The sequence below is a fragment of the Bacillus sp. IBL03825 genome (assembly GCF_024712505.1).
GTDB classification, from domain to species: domain Bacteria; phylum Bacillota; class Bacilli; order Bacillales; family Bacillaceae_G; genus Bacillus_A; species Bacillus_A wiedmannii.
In genome coordinates, this window is the sequence record NZ_JAMXKE010000001.1 from 2651251 (window position 1) to 2667660 (window position 16410).

At 32.0% G+C, this 16410-nt stretch carries 14 protein-coding genes and 1 riboswitch; of the genes, 12 read left to right on the forward strand and 2 right to left on the reverse strand.

All coding sequences use genetic code 11. From position 1 onward, the window contains the following. Window positions 1–264 precede the first annotated feature (264 nt). The 3 genes from NHG49_RS13525 to NHG49_RS13535 all read left to right on the forward strand — a co-directional run bounded on the left by NHG49_RS13525 (window position 265) and on the right by NHG49_RS13535 (window position 2396). Window positions 265–1548, forward strand: coding sequence for an MFS transporter (locus NHG49_RS13525; RefSeq protein ID WP_064475356.1), 1284 nt, complete (start codon window positions 265–267; stop codon window positions 1546–1548). Next, window positions 1538–2167, forward strand: coding sequence for a Vat family streptogramin A O-acetyltransferase (locus NHG49_RS13530; protein WP_064475357.1), 630 nt, complete (start codon window positions 1538–1540; stop codon window positions 2165–2167). Before NHG49_RS13525 ends, NHG49_RS13530 begins: the two co-directional genes overlap by 11 nt. A gap of 73 nt (window positions 2168–2240) precedes the next feature. Then, window positions 2241–2396 (forward strand): DUF1540 domain-containing protein, encoded by a 156-nt coding sequence (locus tag NHG49_RS13535; protein WP_000046093.1) that lies wholly within the window; start codon window positions 2241–2243, stop codon window positions 2394–2396. A 102-nt stretch (window positions 2397–2498) separates the two neighbouring features. Here the strand turns inward: NHG49_RS13535 and NHG49_RS13540 are convergent, their stop codons facing one another. Further along, entirely contained in the window at window positions 2499–2996 is a 498-nt protein-coding gene (locus NHG49_RS13540; RefSeq protein WP_064475358.1) for a PadR family transcriptional regulator, read from the reverse strand. Between the two features lie 140 nt (window positions 2997–3136). On the opposite strand from NHG49_RS13540, the gene NHG49_RS13545 reads away from it, so the two are divergent. The 6 genes from NHG49_RS13545 (at window position 3137) to NHG49_RS13570 (ending at window position 12181) form a co-directional block, all read left to right on the forward strand. Then, entirely contained in the window at window positions 3137–4351 is a 1215-nt protein-coding gene (locus NHG49_RS13545; RefSeq protein WP_064475359.1) for a cytochrome P450, read from the forward strand. 112 nt (window positions 4352–4463) lie between these two features. Next, window positions 4464–5042, forward strand: a complete 579-nt coding sequence (locus tag NHG49_RS13550) for a cysteine dioxygenase family protein (protein WP_258126128.1) — start codon at window positions 4464–4466, stop codon at window positions 5040–5042. 177 nt (window positions 5043–5219) lie between these two features. Beyond that, window positions 5220–6071 (forward strand): Cof-type HAD-IIB family hydrolase, encoded by an 852-nt coding sequence (locus NHG49_RS13555; RefSeq protein ID WP_064475361.1) that lies wholly within the window; start codon window positions 5220–5222, stop codon window positions 6069–6071. A 456-nt stretch (window positions 6072–6527) separates the two neighbouring features. Continuing rightward, window positions 6528–8315 (forward strand): PAS domain-containing sensor histidine kinase, encoded by a 1788-nt coding sequence (locus NHG49_RS13560; RefSeq protein ID WP_064475362.1) that lies wholly within the window; start codon window positions 6528–6530, stop codon window positions 8313–8315. A gap of 222 nt (window positions 8316–8537) precedes the next feature. Further along, window positions 8538–10664 (forward strand): peptidoglycan D,D-transpeptidase FtsI family protein, encoded by a 2127-nt coding sequence (locus NHG49_RS13565; RefSeq protein WP_064475363.1) that lies wholly within the window; start codon window positions 8538–8540, stop codon window positions 10662–10664. A 338-nt stretch (window positions 10665–11002) separates the two neighbouring features. Beyond that, the gene (locus tag NHG49_RS13570) at window positions 11003–12181 is read left to right on the forward strand and encodes a macrolide family glycosyltransferase (protein WP_064475364.1); all 1179 of its coding nucleotides are present in this window, start codon (window positions 11003–11005) and stop codon (window positions 12179–12181) included. 49 nt (window positions 12182–12230) lie between these two features. On the opposite strand, the gene NHG49_RS13575 is transcribed toward NHG49_RS13570, so the two are convergent. Continuing rightward, the gene (locus NHG49_RS13575) at window positions 12231–12911 is read right to left on the reverse strand and encodes an aspartate/glutamate racemase family protein (RefSeq protein WP_064475365.1); all 681 of its coding nucleotides are present in this window, start codon (window positions 12909–12911) and stop codon (window positions 12231–12233) included. Between the two features lie 153 nt (window positions 12912–13064). Beyond that, a riboswitch (SAM riboswitch) is annotated at window positions 13065–13180 on the forward strand. Window positions 13181–13319: 139 nt separating this feature from the next. Between NHG49_RS13575 and NHG49_RS13580 the strand changes: the two genes are divergently transcribed. From NHG49_RS13580 to NHG49_RS13590, 3 genes are read left to right on the forward strand one after another with little or no spacing between them, the layout of a single operon-like run. After that, complete coding sequence (locus NHG49_RS13580) at window positions 13320–13868, forward strand: ECF-type riboflavin transporter substrate-binding protein (RefSeq protein WP_001038206.1); 549 nt, start codon at window positions 13320–13322, stop codon at window positions 13866–13868. Between the two features lie 10 nt (window positions 13869–13878). Beyond that, on the forward strand, window positions 13879–15582 hold the full coding sequence (locus NHG49_RS13585) for an ABC transporter ATP-binding protein (protein WP_258126130.1): 1704 nt from the start codon (window positions 13879–13881) through the stop codon (window positions 15580–15582). Then, window positions 15575–16375, forward strand: coding sequence for an energy-coupling factor transporter transmembrane component T family protein (locus tag NHG49_RS13590; protein WP_064475367.1), 801 nt, complete (start codon window positions 15575–15577; stop codon window positions 16373–16375). Before NHG49_RS13585 ends, NHG49_RS13590 begins: the two co-directional genes overlap by 8 nt. Window positions 16376–16410: the final 35 nt, after the last annotated feature.

Below are 16410 nucleotides of genomic sequence, written 5' to 3' on the forward strand. Positions count from 1 at the left end.
TATTTATTGTAGACATGCATACATAGAAAATGATTTACATAGAGTATGTATGTGTTATTTAAATTCGAAACGGAAGGGTGAAAACATCCCAATGATCAACTAATTCTATTTGTAAGAGATCTTCGTTAAAAAACGAAATATTCTTCTGAATAGGATTAGTCTGTGCATTTATAGAAAAGGGATGTATTTCGCTCTGCGAAAATATAGTCTTTTTATATGATTTGTGCTGCCTCCTGTTCAGAACATGAAATAGGGGGCTTTTTTATGTCGACAAATGTAGTAACGAAACAAAACAATGGGGTATCACAAGTATTAAAAAATCGGTTTGTGCAAGGAATTCTTGCATCAGCATTATTTTTACAAATTGGAATATGGGTTCGGAACTTTGCGGTATTACTATATGTAATGGAAATGACGAAAGGTGATGCTTTTGCTATTTCGATGATTTCGGTTGCTGAGTTTGCTCCAATCTTCATCTTTTCCTTTATAGGTGGAACCTTTGCTGATAGGTGGAAACCAAAGAAGACAATGATATGGTGTGAAACGTTAAGTTCCATTTCAGTATTCGCTGTATTAATTACACTTATGTTTGGAACATGGAAAATCGTGTTTTTTGTTACACTTATTTCTGCAATCCTTTCGCAGTTTTCTCAACCATCAGGTATGAAATTGTTTAAACAGCATTTATCAACGGAACAAATCCAATTAGCGATGTCTATATATCAAACAATATTTGCGATTTTTATGGTGTTAGGACCGATTCTTGGAACATTTATCTTTCATAGTTTTGGAATTTATATTTCAATTATCATAACAGGTATCGCTTTTTTACTGGCAGCAGCTGTGTTGTTATTTCTCCCGAAAGATCTTGAGAATAAAAATGAGAAAAAAGAAATCACGTTGTTACAGGAAATGCTAGACGGTATTAAATACGTAAAAAAGAAAAAAGCATTAACTTTGCTAGGGCTTTGTTTTATGGCAGCAGGACTCGGTATTGGTTTAATTCAGCCACTTGGTATATTTATTGTAACTGAGCAGTTAGGACTATCAAAAGAGAGTTTACAATGGTTACTAACAGTAAATGGTGCAGGAATGATTGTTGGCGGCGCTTTAGCGATGGTATTTGCGAAAAATGTTGCTCCGCAAAAGATGTTAATTGTAGGGATGTTCGGTCAGGCGATCGGCATTGGTATTATAGGTTATTCGACGAATTTATGGGTGACACTTACAGCACAACTTTTTAGTGGGTTAGCTCTTCCATGTATCCAAATAGGTATTAATACGCTCATTATTCAAAACAGCGATACAGATTTTATTGGTCGTGTAAATGGCATTTTAAGTCCACTATTCACCGGTTCAATGGTAGTAACAATGAGTATTGCTGGTTCATTAAAAGAGGTGTTCTCATTAAGTACGATGTATGAGGGCACAGCTTTACTATTTATAATTGGATTATTATTTATTTTACCTATATACAATTTAAAACCAGTAATAGCTGTAGAAAGTGAAATAAATGGTAAAGGAAGTGCTGTACAACATGAATCCTAATCCAAATGTTAAATATCCTATTGAAGGAAATCAAAATGTCCATTTTATAAAAAATACAATAACGAAAGCTAATATACTTGTTGGTGACTATTCTTATTATGATGCGAAAGATGGAGAAACATTTGAAGATCGAGTATTACATCATTATGAATTTCTTGGAGATCATCTTACTATTGGAAAGTTTTGTTGTATTGCAAATGGAGTTACCTTTATTATGAACGGAGCGAATCATCGGATGGATGGATTTTCGGCATATCCATTTAATATATTTGGAAATGGGTGGGAGAAGTATACACCTAATTTGTCTGATTTACCTTACAAAGGTGATACAGTTATAGGAAATGACGTTTGGATTGGTATGGATACAACTATTATGCCAGGAATAAAAGTAGGGGATGGTGCAATTATTGCAGCTAAATCTGTTGTGACTAGAGACGTAGCACCATATACAATTGTTGGCGGAAACCCTGCAAATAAAATAAAGGAACGATTTACAAATACAATAATAGAAGAATTATTGCAAATTCAATGGTGGCATTTTGACATTGAAAAAATAACAGAAAATATAGATGCTATTGTACGAGGAGATATTGAACCATTAAGAAAGCTAAAAAGGTAATAAAAAATGCATGACAAAGAGTATCATACCTCCGAATTTTGTTAATGATAATAGAACAAGGAGGTGTGATACTATGGCACAAGACGTTTTATGTGAAGTAAACAACTGTAAATTTTGGGCTAACGGCAATAAATGTAGTGCAGATGCAATTTATGTAGTAAGTAATAAAGGGAAACAAGCATCAACTACGGAAGAAACAGATTGCAAAACTTTCGATCCAGAAATATAAACTTTTAAAGGGTAGCCAAATCGTGGTTGCCCTTTTATTAATTATAGTATTGATAATAAATATCATTTTCATTCATTGTTTTTAACTTTTCTTGTTATTTTTTCATATTTTGTTCATAAGTGATGTAATCCAGAGCAATTCATGTTCAATACGTGATTTACTAAATGCAATGACTTCTGTAATAAAAGATGAGCTAACATCTAAAGATTGAATAGCAGTAAGCTGTTTATGTAGTACGTCTTGGCGTATTGTTAAAATTTCTTTTCTACCTTCGTAATCAAGTTTTTCAAATAGAGCGATACGTACAAGGAACTCAGCGTTATTTGTCGCAATTTTTTCAGGAAACTCTCTTAACATTTCTGAAAAAATTTCTTCACCTGTTTCAGTTATATCGTACATATTTCGGTTTGGCTTTCCGACTTGTTTATGTATTTTTTTCGTTATAGCACCCATATTTTCGAAGCGCCGAAGAGCGGGATAAAGTGTGTTATGATTTAATTCGAAATTCTCACCTAACCGGTTTTGAACATTTTTCTTTATTTCATATCCATGTTTTGGTCCAGTTGTTAATTCTGCTAATAGTAAAATGTCAACGTACATAAAAATCCCCCTTATATATTTCTCAAGTTCCCCAATGAAAAATCTCCTTTTGTATATGTTAAAATAACATATGTTAGATTATACAACTTTGAACTGCCGACCTATCACTTTTATTGTAAAAGAAAAGGGAGGAAAGAACTATGGCTTCGCCGGAAAATGTGATTTTAGTTCATGAAATTTCAAAGCTGAAAACAAAAGAAGAATTGTGGAATCCGTATGAATGGTATCAATTTATGAGGGATAATCATCCGGTTCATTATGATGAGGAGCAGGATGTATGGAATGTTTTTTTATACGATGATGTAAATCGAGTTTTATCGGATTATCGCTTATTTTCAAGTAGAAGGGAGCGAAGGCAATTCTCAATCCCTCCTTTAGAAACTAGGATAAATATAAACTCTACTGATCCACCAGAACATCGCAATGTACGTTCTATCGTTTCTAAAGCATTTACTCCAAGAAGTTTAGAACAATGGAAACCTCGAATACAGGCTATCGCAAATGAACTTGTACAACATATTGGAAAATATAGTGAGGTTAATATCGTTGAAGAGTTTGCTGCACCTTTACCTGTTACTGTCATATCCGATTTATTAGGAGTACCAATAACTGACCGTAAAAAAATTAAAGAATGGTCTGATATTTTATTTATGCCATATAGTAAAGAAAAATTTAACGATTTGGATGTAGAAAAAGGAGTTGCGTTAAATGAATTTAAAGCATATCTTCTTCCAATTGTTCAAAATAAAAGATATCATTTAACCGACGATATTATCTCAGATTTAATACGAGCTGAATATGAAGGTGAAAGATTAACCGATGAAGAAATTGTTACTTTTTCTTTAGGTTTATTAGCGGCTGGTAATGAAACAACTACAAATTTAATTATTAATAGCTTCTATTGTTTTTTAGTGGACTCGCCTGGAACATATAAAGAATTAAGGGAATCACCTAAATTAATTTCAAAAGCGATTGAGGAAGTATTACGCTATCGCTTTCCCGTTACATTAGCTAGGAGGATTACAGAGGACACAAATATATTTGGACCTTTTATGAAAAAGGATCAAATGATTGTTGCATGGGTAAGTGCAGCAAATGTAGATGAGAAAAAATTCTTACAAGCTTCTGAATTTAATTTACACAGAATAGGAAATGAAAAGCATTTAACCTTTGGTAAAGGACCTCACTTTTGCTTAGGGGCACCACTTGCACGTTTAGAAGCTGAAATTGCATTAACTACCTTTATAAATGTCTTTGAAAAAATAGAGTTATCTCCATCGTTCAATTTAGAAAAATGTATATTGGAAAATGAACAAACATTAAAATACTTACCTATTCTTTTGAAAACTAGGTAAGACGTTGAGCAAGGTGCATTGTATTGTACCTTGTTTTTTATTTCTCAATTGTAAAATTCTGGTGTGTTTTATAGTATGGAAGTGTGTGAAAGAAGAGTAGAGGAGGATACTTATGTTAACGTGTAATGGAAGCAAAACGTTTCAAGTATTTATTAAAGCTGTAACCGATTTAATAGATAGTAATTTATCCGAAGAGAAAATGGTTTGTGCAATTGAAAAATTACTAGGAAAACTATTAGAAAAGAAAAGATGGCTTCCGTTAGAGAAACAGAAGGTGAATTCGACTCAATATGCACGACACTTGCTATATGAAGATCCTTTAAAGCGTTTTGAAGTATTAGCTCTTGTATGGAAAGATGGTCAATCTACACCTTTACATGATCACGATGGCACATGGGGAGTAGAAGGCGTTTTTACAGGAAGAATAATGGTGCAGAACTTTATACAAACTAAGCAGCTTGAAAATTCACTTGTTTATTTAAGGCATACAGGAAATCTTTATTTGGGAGAAGGTGAAACAGATAAAGTCATTCCACCAACTGATTGTCATATTCTTGAAATAGAAGAAAATGAAAGCGCCATCACTATACATATTTACGGAAAACGTTTAGAAAAGTTTAAAGTATATGTTCCAACTGAAGAAAAAAATGTGTATATGTGTGAGACAAAATATATTAGTTATAGTTCATAGTTTAAAATCAAAAGCTTTTCTTTAAAAAGAAAAGCTTTTGATTTTATTTTTAATTATTTCTTGACCTGAAACGCTTTTCATAAATTATAAATAAAGGGTACTTCACGAAATCAGTATGAAAACGATACCTTTCGTTCAATATAAATTCGTGTATATATAGAAAGTGGTGAAGAAATAATGAAATTAATCGCAATTGATTTAGATGGAACTCTTCTTTCGGGGAATAAAATGATTAGTAAAGAGAATGCAGAAGCAATTCGAAAATGTCAGGAAGCGGGTCATGTTGTAGCAATTTGTACAGGACGTTCTATCGTTGACATTGAAAGATTGTTGTTAGAAGTTAATTTAGAGTGTCCAATTATTGCGGAAAATGGTGCGCTTATATATAAAGATAATAAAATGATGAAGAGATATCCAATTCAAAATATGCAAGCACTTGAGATTGTGAATTATCTTGAAGAGAATGGCTTATATTATCAGCTTTATACTAATAAAGGTGTGTACGTACCGGATTATGGAGTAGAGAGTGTACGTAATGAAATCGAGTATGTGAAAAATTCAAAAGAAAATTTCGACTTGAAAGAATTAGAAACTATCGCAGCTTTATACCTGGAGCATACAGCGTTTCATAGTGCAGAAAGTTGTAAACCGATTGTAGAAACAGATATACATGTGCATAAACTTTTACCATTTTCTTATGACATAGAAAAATTAAAAAAATTAAAAGAAACGTTTCTGCATAATACTGATTTAGCAATTACATCTTCATATTGGCATAATTTAGAGATTAATCATCGAGATGCTCAAAAAGGAAATGGATTATATACTTTAGCAGAACACCTGAATATTCCAGTCGAAAATACTGTAGCGATTGGTGATGGGCTAAACGATGTTTCCATGATGGAAAAAGCGAACATATCAATTGCAATGGGGAATGCTGTGGAAGAAATAAAAGCGATGTGTCAATACGAAACCTTATCAAATGAAGAACACGGTGTTGCACATGCTTTATATAAATATGTAATGTAATATAAAAAGAAAAAAAGAATCCAAATAGATTCTTTTTTTCTTTTTATTAGGGATAAGGTATTCTATGAGATTCATAGAAGCCTTATTACATTTTATTATATAGAATATATTGGAATAAATGTTTATATTTTTCATATTAATTGTGAAAATTTTATGAACTTTATATTTTTTGTATTTTTATACTACTACAAGCGATATGAATAATGCTATTGTCATAGTTAAATCTATGCATGAGGGCGCGTTATTGGTTGCTTGTCAAATTAAAATTGATGTTTGATGGAATACATAATGATTAAAGTTTCATTTTATACGTAAATTCTTCTCTTTTTTAATTGAAAAATAAAATTTGTTCGAATAATTATTCTGCAGCTATATACCTAAAGGCACATTCTTCGTATAATGGAGAAGTATAAATTTTGAATTTGTATTAATTTTACATATTGAGGTGAAAAAGGAATGAATGCGCGGCTAATGGAACTTATTGATGTGAGTACAATAGAAACCATGGCAGAACAGTTTTATAAATTAACCAACATATCACATCAACTTCTTGATGCTGAAAAAGAATGTATATTTTCTTTTGGAATAAATGAGATGAAAATATGTAAACTTCCCAAAATTGAAATCCCCATTTTTTTATACAATCAACATTTAGGATCTTTTGTAGTATGGTCAAACAAAATTGACATTTTCAATTGTCAAAAATACTTTGAAATGCTTTCAAATCTAATTATAGATGGGGCGACAAAAGTATTTCAAAGTAAAAATACAACGTTACTTTCTCGAAAAGAGGAGGAACTGCATACAATTTTACAAAACATGCCTGTTATGGTTGATGCGCTTGATTATAATGGAGATTTTGTTTTGTGGAATCGGGAGTGTGAAATTGTAACAGGTTATACCGCTGAAGAAATAATAGGAAATCCAAATGCCCTTCAATTATTGTACCCAGATCATAATTATCGTCACCAAATACAAACGAAATTTTTAACTTGCGGAAAAAATTTCAGGGATTGGGAAATGCACTTAACATGTAAAAATGGTGAAATCAAAACAATCATGTGGTCCAATATATCAGAACAGTTTCCTGTAACAGGATATAGCTACTGGGCTGTCGGAGTAGATATTACACATTTAAAAGCGATAGAAGAGCAGTTAAAACAACAAACGTCTGAATTGGAATTAATTTTTAAGGCTTTACCAGATTTATGTTTCTTAACAGAAGATGATGGCACAATTATAGATTATAAAGCAGGATCCCCTTCGAAATTTTATGTACCGGCACAAGCTTTTATGGGAAAAAAGTTTTTCGAAGTATTACCATCTCCAGTAGCACAGCAGTTTCAGGAAGCAATTCATCAAGTGAAGGAAAAAGGAACGAATGTAATTGTTGAATATCCACTTACAATTAATAGGAGTATCGATTTCTTTGAAGCTAGATGCTTACCATTATTACAAGATAAAATTATGATCATTGTACGCGATATTACAGAACGGAAAAAGACAGAAGAATTGCTAAATAAATCAGATACACTTGCAGCAATTGGTCAATTAGCAGCTGGTGTGGCTCATGAAGTGAGGAACCCATTAACTGTCATTAAAGGGTTTATACAGTTATTCCAAATTAATAAAGAAGATCAAGAAAAATATTTTGATTTAATGCTTTCTGAAATTGAAAGAATAGAAGCGATTCTTCAAGAGTTTTTATCAATTGCTAAAACAGATGAGATAAATACAGAACAAAAAAATATTTATCAAATTTATAATAATGTCGTATCGTTAATGAATACAAAAGCAATTATGACGAATATTCAAGTGGAACTATATGCAGACACCAAAGACATAAGCATTGAATGCTCAGAAAATCAATTGAAACAAGTGTTTATTAATATTTTGCAAAATTCAATCGAAGCTATGCCAAATGGCGGGAAAATTACAATTCATATTAAAGAGATAAACGATGAAGGTGTCATTATTCATGTAATTGATGAAGGAATAGGGATACCTGAAGATAGAATTAAGAGATTAGGTGAGCCTTTTTATAGTACAAAAGAAAAAGGTACCGGTATCGGATTAATGTTAAGTTATAAAATCATTGAAAGTCATCAAGGGAATATAAGTATTATGAGTGAAGTTGGAGTCGGGACAACAGTAACGATTTACTTGCCGAAAGCTCAGAGTGAAAAATCTCTATCAAATTATGATGATAGATTCGAATCAATACGTCCAATTATTAACTCTTAAATTACTAAATCCCCAATAACCAAAAGTTAAGCTTTCGGTTATTGGGGATTTTTATATTTAATTTAGTAAACTTTACCTTTTCTTAACCTTTGTTTTAATTTTTATTAAGTTTTTATCAGTATATTAATATTTGTGCAAAGTACTGTATAGAAAATGTGCATTACTTTTAATATATAGATTCAATTATTATTAGGAATTCTGTAAGGAGGAGATTATGACAAGGTGACAAAGCATGAGAAAAAAAGTGGTAGAGCAATACCGACGCGGTTAAATATTTTATTTCTTTGTGTATTTTTATTATTTTCTGCAATGATTATACAGTTAGGTAAAGTGCAAATTTTCGATGGAGAGACTTATAAAAATGAAGTAGAAAAGAGAGAAAATGCAACTGTGAGTCTATCTGTCCCACGTGGAAAAATATTTGATCGAGAAGGGAATCCAGTTGTTGATAATACATCTTTACGCACGATCACGTACACAAAGATGAAAGGTGTAAAATCAGAAGATATATTAAAAACCGCAAGACAACTTGTAGACATAATTGAAATGCCGCAAGAAGATATAGATAAGTTAAATGAGACAGATAAGAAAGATTTTTGGATGCAATTAAATCCGAAACTGGCTGAAAATCTAGTATCGAAAAAAGAAATAGATACATTTAGAGAAAAGGATATTAGCGGCAAGAAGCTAGATAAAAAAATAGAAGAGTTAAAAAGAAAACGGGTTACAGATAAAAATCTTCAGGAATTAACAGAGAAAGATATAAAAGTGTTAGCTATTAAAAGTAAGATGACTTCTGGTTATCAAATGGCCCCTCAAATTATTAAAAAAGATGTTAGTGAAAAGGAATTTACTATAATTAGTGAAGGTTTAGCGAATCTCCCAGGTGTAGACGTATCGGTGGATTGGGAGAGAGTGTACGTAAATGATGGATTATTCCGATCTGTTCTTGGAAATGTTTCTAATTCCGATGAAGGATTACCAAGCGAACGATTAGATTACTACTTGGTACGTGATTATAGCCGAAATGATAGGGTTGGAAAAAGTTATATCGAGCAGCAATATGAAGATGTACTTCATGGTACAAAAAAAGAAGTAAGAAGCGTTGCAGATAAACAAGGTAATACAATTAGAACGGAAACCGTTTCTGAGGGAAAAAGCGGTAAGAATTTAACTTTAACAATAGATATGGAATTACAGAAGAAAGTAGAAGAAAGTATTGAAAAAATATTAAAGGCATATAAAGGGTCAGAATCCATGTTGGACCGTGCTTTCGTTGTGATGATGAATCCGAAAAACGGACAAGTATTATCCATGGCCGGGAAAAGACTTGTAGAAAAAGACGGAAAAACAGAAGTTGAAGACTATGCATTAGGCACAATGACTAGTTCTTATGAGCTTGGATCAACAGTTAAAGGTGCGACAGTTTTAACTGGATTTGAAACGAACGCTATAACACCAGGTACTTATTTTTATGATGCACCTATGAAGTTTAAAGGAACTAAGGAAAAAAAGTCTTGGAAAGAGTTTGGAAATATTGATGATTTAAGAGCGTTACAAGTCTCTTCAAACGTTTATATGTTTAATACAGCATTAAAAATTGCAGGTGTAGATTATGTAAAAAATAGTTCATTGAATATTAAACAGGAGTACTTTGATAAAATGAGGTATTATTTCAGGCAATTTGGATTAGGTGTTCCAACGGGTATTGATTTACCGAATGAAACAGCTGGACAAATTGGTAAAAAAGATAATCAACCTGGTTTCTTACTAGACTACTCAATTGGTCAGTATGACACCTATACGCCACTTCAGCTTGTACAGTATATTTCAACAATCGCAAACGGTGGATATCGAATGAAGCCACAAATTGTTCAAGAGGTAAGAGAGCAAACGTCGCAAAAAGATGAGATTGGTAAAGTGGTGCATGCAGTAGAACCAATCGTTTTAAATAAGATAGATATGAAAGAGGAATATATAAATCAAGTAAAAGAAGGATTTAGAAGGGTATTCCAGGAAGGTGATGGAACAGGAGTAAGGGCGTTCCAAAAAGCATCTTATAAGCCAGCAGGTAAAACAGGGACAGCACAGACAGTATACGGTGGAGAAAGTGATATTGGAAGAAATGAAAAAGGTGAGCGAAGAGAATGTTATAATTTAACGTTAGCAGGATATGCGCCGTATGATAATCCTGAAGTAGCATTCTCTGTAGTTGTGCCGTGGGTTATTAATGATAAATCTGGTATTAACTCTGATATTGGAAAAGAAGTTTTAGATGCTTATTTTGAATTAAAAAATAAGCGATTGACTGGAGAAACTACAAAAATAGATAGCTCTCAAGAAGGTTAAAACATATGAAATGTTATAGAAACTAGAGTCGTCTTATTTATGAATAGATTCAAAATGGATGATAGAGAAGGATAAAATCATTCTATCAACTATGCACACTTTATATAATAAAACATATATTGATAGCATAGGACAAGCTGAAAAGCTTATTCTAACCTCACAGAACACTCCTTATCACGGTTAGGCATCTACTTATGTAGATGCCTTTTTTAATTTATTAACTGACAATTATTTATCAATCTAAAGTAGTAAGTATATTAGGACTATTAGGGGAAGATGGACGGTAATAATTACAGTATGATTAATAAGAGTATTGAAATGTAAGGAGTGAGAAATAAGTGCTAAATATTTTAGTGGTTAATTTTCCAGCAGAGGGACATGTAAATCCTACATTACGTTTAGTCAAAGCTTTTACTGAACGGGGTGATCACGTACATTATATTACAACAGAACACTTTAAAAGCAGAATTGAAGATTTGGGAGCAACTGTATATACTCATCCAGATTTATTAAAGGAGATTTCTATTGATACTGAAACCTCACATGGGCGGAATTCTTTCTTTCATGTACATGTTCAAACTTCTTTATATATATTAGAAATTACGAAACAATTATGTGAGAGCATCAATTTTGATTTCGTAATTTACGATATATTTGGTGCTGGAGAGTTAGTAAAGGAGTATTTACAAATTCCAGGCGTACTTTCTTCTCCTATATTTTTAATTCCTCCAGAATTTTTGGAGACTTTACCTTTTCATCCAAATGCAGAAATACAATTCCGACCCGATGAGTTTTCTGGAAATTTACTACGTCAAATGGAACATGAATTTGGAGTAAAGCTTAAAAATAATCTTCAATTTATGCATAACAAGGGAGATATTACTCTTGTGTACACAAGTCGCTATTTTCAACCTAATAGCGATTTATTTGGAAGAAATAACATTTTTATTGGTCCTAGTATTTCAAAGCGTAAAACAAATGTAGAGTTTCCATTTGAATTGCTTAAAGGTAAGAAAGTTATATATATTTCAATGGGAACACTGCTTGAGGGGCTCGAACCATTCTTTAATACGTGCATTGATACTTTCTCTGATTTTGATGGAATAGTTGTAATGGCAATTGGTGATAGAAATGATCGTTCTAAAATTAAGAAAGCGCCAGACAATTTTATAATTGCTTCATACGTACCCCAATCAGAAATATTAAGTGAAGCAGATGTTTTTATTACACATGGTGGCATGAACAGCGTACACGATGCTATTTATTTTAATGTCCCATTTGTTATAATTCCACACGATAAAGACCAGCCAATGATAGCACAAAGATTAACTGAACTTGAAGCAGCACATCGATTATTGAAAGAACATGTTAATGTGCAAACTTTAAATGAAGCGGTAACAGACGTTCTTTCAAATGAAAAGTATAAACATGGTATACGAAAACTGAATGATAGTTTTTTAGAATGTGGTGGTACTAAAGAAGCAATTGCAGTTATAAAATCTCTTTTAAATAAATAGTGTGGACAATATAAAAGCATAGAGGATTAACCTTTACGCTTTTATATTATTATACTGCAAACTGCACAGCAGTATTTGCATGTAAAAGCGCGGTATCAAAAACAGGTACAGTAAGGTCGTTTTGGGAAATGAGCAATGGTATTTCAGTGCATCCTAGCAATATACCTTCTGCGCCGTTTTGAATTAATGAGTTTGTAATTTGTAAAAGTTTTTCTTTTGATGTTTCTGAAATAATTCCTTTACTTAATTCATTTAAAATAACATGATGAATAAAATTTCTTTCCTCTTCATTTGGGATGATTGTCTCAATATTAAAATTTGCTAGACGTGATTTATAGAAGTCTTGTTCCATCGTTTGTTTCGTACCCAATAGTCCGATACGCTTTATATTCTGTTCTACCATTTCTTTAGCACTTACATCACCAATGTGAAGAAGTGGAATAGATATTGCATTTTCTACTTCTTCAGCAAATAAATGGACCGTATTGGAACACATTAATAAACAATCAGCTCCGGATTTTTCAACCTTTTTTGCAACTGTGACTAATTCGTTTTTCACTTCTTCGTATTGATGATTTTGTAATAAAGTAGTTACTTCACCAAAGTCCATGCTATATAAAACAAGCTTTGCATTTTGATCATGTTGAGAGAGTGTAAGTGTATTAATATGTTTATAGTATAACGATGTAGATTCCCAACTTAGTCCACCAATTAAACCGATTACTTTCATCGTACATTCCTCCCGTAACTATTTTGAATTTATTATTTCACAATTCCGATAAGAATACAATGATTTAAATGTACCGTTAAACAAAAAATAAAAATAATTAGAAAAGTGTTGAAATTTATACTTGTTAGTGCCATAATACGAATTACAAATTAATACTTATCCAGAGAGGTGGAGGGAACGGCCCTATGAAACCTCAGCAACCCCTATATAACTTTATAGGAAGGTGCTAATTCCGCAGAGGACACAATGTGTTTTTTGGAAGATAAGAGGATTCTTGAACGTAAAAGAAAATGACCTCTTATGTAAGAGGTCATTTTTTGTTGTATAGAAAGGGAGTGTTGATGCATAATTCATTTTCAAAATAAATATAGAGTAATAAAAGTTGACTAATATAGGAGGGGAATTGTAATGAACAAATTATCAACAAAGTTAGTAGTAGCAATCGGAATTGGAGCAGCATTATACGGGATATTAGGACTTTGGGGATTTTCTATTGCACCAAATACATTTATTAAACCTGCATTAGCTATTTTAACCGTTTTTGGAGCGTTATTTGGTCCAGTGGCAGGACTTTTAATAGGACTTATCGGTCATACCGTAACAGATACAATCGCTGGATGGGGTATTTGGTGGGGGTGGGTTATTAGTTCAGGCATTATCGGCTTTGCAATGGGACTCATTCAAAAAAGAGTTAGCTTTAGTGTGAAAAACGGGACGTATAATAAGCGGGATATTTCTTATTTAGCCATTACTGGGTTAATTGGTATTGTCATCGCTATTATATTTGCTGGGGCATTTGATGTTATTGTGATGGGAGAACCATTTGACAAAATTGTTATACAAGTATTAGGAGCAACAATTGCTGATGTTATTGTATTTCTAGTTCTTGGATTGCCAATTACAATAGGTCTAGCTAAATCTAATAAGAAACATACACATTTAAAAATTGAAAAGTAGGGATGTTAACATGAAACCAATCATTTCTTTTGAACAATTCAGCTTTCAATATGAACATGCTGCGCAGCCTACTGTAAAAAACATTACATTTCATATATACCCTGGAGAAAAAGTACTAATTGCTGGACGAAGTGGTTCAGGGAAGTCAACGTTAGCTCATTGTATAAATGGGCTAATCCCGTTTTCTTATGAAGGGATTAGTACTGGTAATATTTTAATTGCCGGAAAAGACCCGAGGAAAGAGAGTGTTTTTGAACAGAGTAAACAGGTAGGAACAATTTTGCAAGATCAAGATGCTCAATTTATTGGTCTTACAGTAGAAGAGGATGTAGCTTTTTATTTAGAAAATGAATGTGTGGTTCAAGATGATATGAAAAAGATTGTTTCGGACTCATTAAAAAAAGTAAAGATGCATGATTTTCATAAACAAAGTCCACATGAATTATCGGGAGGGCAAAAACAAACTGTTTCTTTAGCAGGTTTGTTAACAACAAATGCTGATATATTATTGTTCGATGAACCGTTAGCAAATTTAGATTCAACAAGTAGTTTACATACGATAGAACTTATTAAAGGTATACATAAACAATATAATAAAACAATTGTAATTATTGAACATCGAATAGAAGAAATGTTAAACCTGGATTTAGATAAAATCATTTTAATGGATGAAGGAGAAATTGTTGCAATAGGGACACCAGAAGAAATTTTAGCGTCAAATATTTTACCATCTATCGGCTTAAGAGAGCCTATGTACATAGAAGTATTAAAGAAATTACAGTTTGATAGCAATCAGGACGTAATATACTACCCACTTCAAAATCTTCAAAGGGAAAGTGTTCGTAGCATAATAAATGAGTGGATGGAGAAGCAAGTTTCTTGTAAAGGTACTCCTACAAAAAAAGAATTATTGAAAGTAGAGAATTTGTCATTCTCCTATCCTAATAAACAAAAAGTATTGGACAATGTAAATTTCTCCATATATGAAGGCGAAATTGTAGCACTTTTGGGCCATAATGGAGCCGGTAAATCAACATTAGCTCATAGTCTTATAGGCATAAACAAAACAAAAAATGATAGGATTGTATTTGATGAAGTAAATATCAATTCTTGGTCTATTCGTAAACGTGGAGAGATTATATCTTATGTGATGCAAAATCCAAATCATATGATTACACAACCTACTGTTATAGAAGAGGTTTCATTTTCATTAAAATTAAAAAAGGTTTCAAAGGAAGAAATTAAGCTTAGAGCAGAAGAAACATTAAAACTTTGTGGTTTGTATCCACTTCGAAATTGGCCAATTCAGGCATTAAGTTATGGACAAAAGAAGAGAGTAACGATTGCATCTGTACTAATAGCAAATCCGAAACTTATCATATTAGATGAACCGACAGCGGGACAAGATTATTATCATTATAAACAGTTTATGTCGTTTATTAGAAAACTAGCTGTAAAGGGAATATCTTTTATTTTTATTACACATGATATGAATCTCGCTTTAGAATATGCAGACAGAGCAATTGTTCTAGATGAAGGGGAAATTATTGCGAATAATTCCGCGCCCATTGTATTAGGGGATACAGAAACGCTACAAAGGGCGAACCTAAGGGAAAGTTCTTTATTCAAACTAGTTAAATTTAGTGGAATTTCATATTCTGAAAGGTTTATGGAACATTATTTTGAGGATATTAGGAGGGAGGAAGGTGTATAGTACATATTTTCATCGCATGGATGGAGCAGTGAAATTGTTGTTATTTATTTTTTGTATGACACTTACTTTTTTGTTTTTCGATTTTCGTATATTGCTATTTATATTTATAATTGGATGTATCGGACTATTTATTGCTAAAATTCCATTTCGTAAAATTTGCATTGTTTTTACTGTTATATTTACATTTAGTTTATTAAATTCTGTCATGATTTTATTTATTACACCAACTCATGGATCTGAATTAACCGAATCATATACTTCGTTTTTACATATCGGATATGCAACAATTACATATGAAACATTATTTTATGCAGCTACACTTTCATTAAAATATTTTACGTTATTACCATTTACACTTATTTTTATATATACGACTGATCCAAGCAAATTTGTGAGTAGCTTAAGTAAATTTCGAATTCATTATAAGATTACATATGCAATAAATATTGCATTACGTTACATACCTGATATTCAGTCCGAATATAAAGTTATTAAACATGCGCAAGAGGCGAGAGGAGTAGCTTTTGAAAAAGGAGAAGCAAGTTTATGGATTCGTATGAAAAACCGTGTCTTAATTTTTTGGCCTTTAATTATTCATTCACTAGATAGAATCGATACAGTTTCAAATGCAATGGATTTAAGAGGATTTGGAAAGAAGAATACACGAACTTGGTTTTATACAAATAAAGCGAAAAGCGGGGATTTCATTGCTTTATTTGTAGGTGTTTTTATTTTAATTGTTGCAGTGTATTTAAAGTTACATGTATTTCAAAACTTTTGGTATCCATTTTAAAGCGCTCTTAAATGAGTGCTTTTACTTATTTTTAT

What these genes read in the sequence shown, in the direction of transcription:
- NHG49_RS13545 (WP_064475359.1), top strand. Translation starts at nt 3,137, where the DNA reads ATGGCTTCGCCGGAAAATGTGATTTTAGTTCATGAAATTTCAAAGCTG.
- NHG49_RS13550 (WP_258126128.1), top strand. Translation starts at nt 4,464, where the DNA reads ATGTTAACGTGTAATGGAAGCAAAACGTTTCAAGTATTTATTAAAGCT.
- NHG49_RS13535 (WP_000046093.1), top strand. Translation starts at nt 2,241, where the DNA reads ATGGCACAAGACGTTTTATGTGAAGTAAACAACTGTAAATTTTGGGCT.
- NHG49_RS13575 (WP_064475365.1), bottom strand. Translation starts at nt 12,911, where the DNA reads ATGAAAGTAATCGGTTTAATTGGTGGACTAAGTTGGGAATCTACATCG.
- NHG49_RS13560 (WP_064475362.1), top strand. Translation starts at nt 6,528, where the DNA reads ATGAATGCGCGGCTAATGGAACTTATTGATGTGAGTACAATAGAAACC.
- NHG49_RS13555 (WP_064475361.1), top strand. Translation starts at nt 5,220, where the DNA reads ATGAAATTAATCGCAATTGATTTAGATGGAACTCTTCTTTCGGGGAAT.
- NHG49_RS13580 (WP_001038206.1), top strand. Translation starts at nt 13,320, where the DNA reads ATGAACAAATTATCAACAAAGTTAGTAGTAGCAATCGGAATTGGAGCA.
- NHG49_RS13525 (WP_064475356.1), top strand. Translation starts at nt 265, where the DNA reads ATGTCGACAAATGTAGTAACGAAACAAAACAATGGGGTATCACAAGTA.
- NHG49_RS13585 (WP_258126130.1), top strand. Translation starts at nt 13,879, where the DNA reads ATGAAACCAATCATTTCTTTTGAACAATTCAGCTTTCAATATGAACAT.
- NHG49_RS13540 (WP_064475358.1), bottom strand. Translation starts at nt 2,996, where the DNA reads ATGTACGTTGACATTTTACTATTAGCAGAATTAACAACTGGACCAAAA.
- NHG49_RS13530 (WP_064475357.1), top strand. Translation starts at nt 1,538, where the DNA reads ATGAATCCTAATCCAAATGTTAAATATCCTATTGAAGGAAATCAAAAT.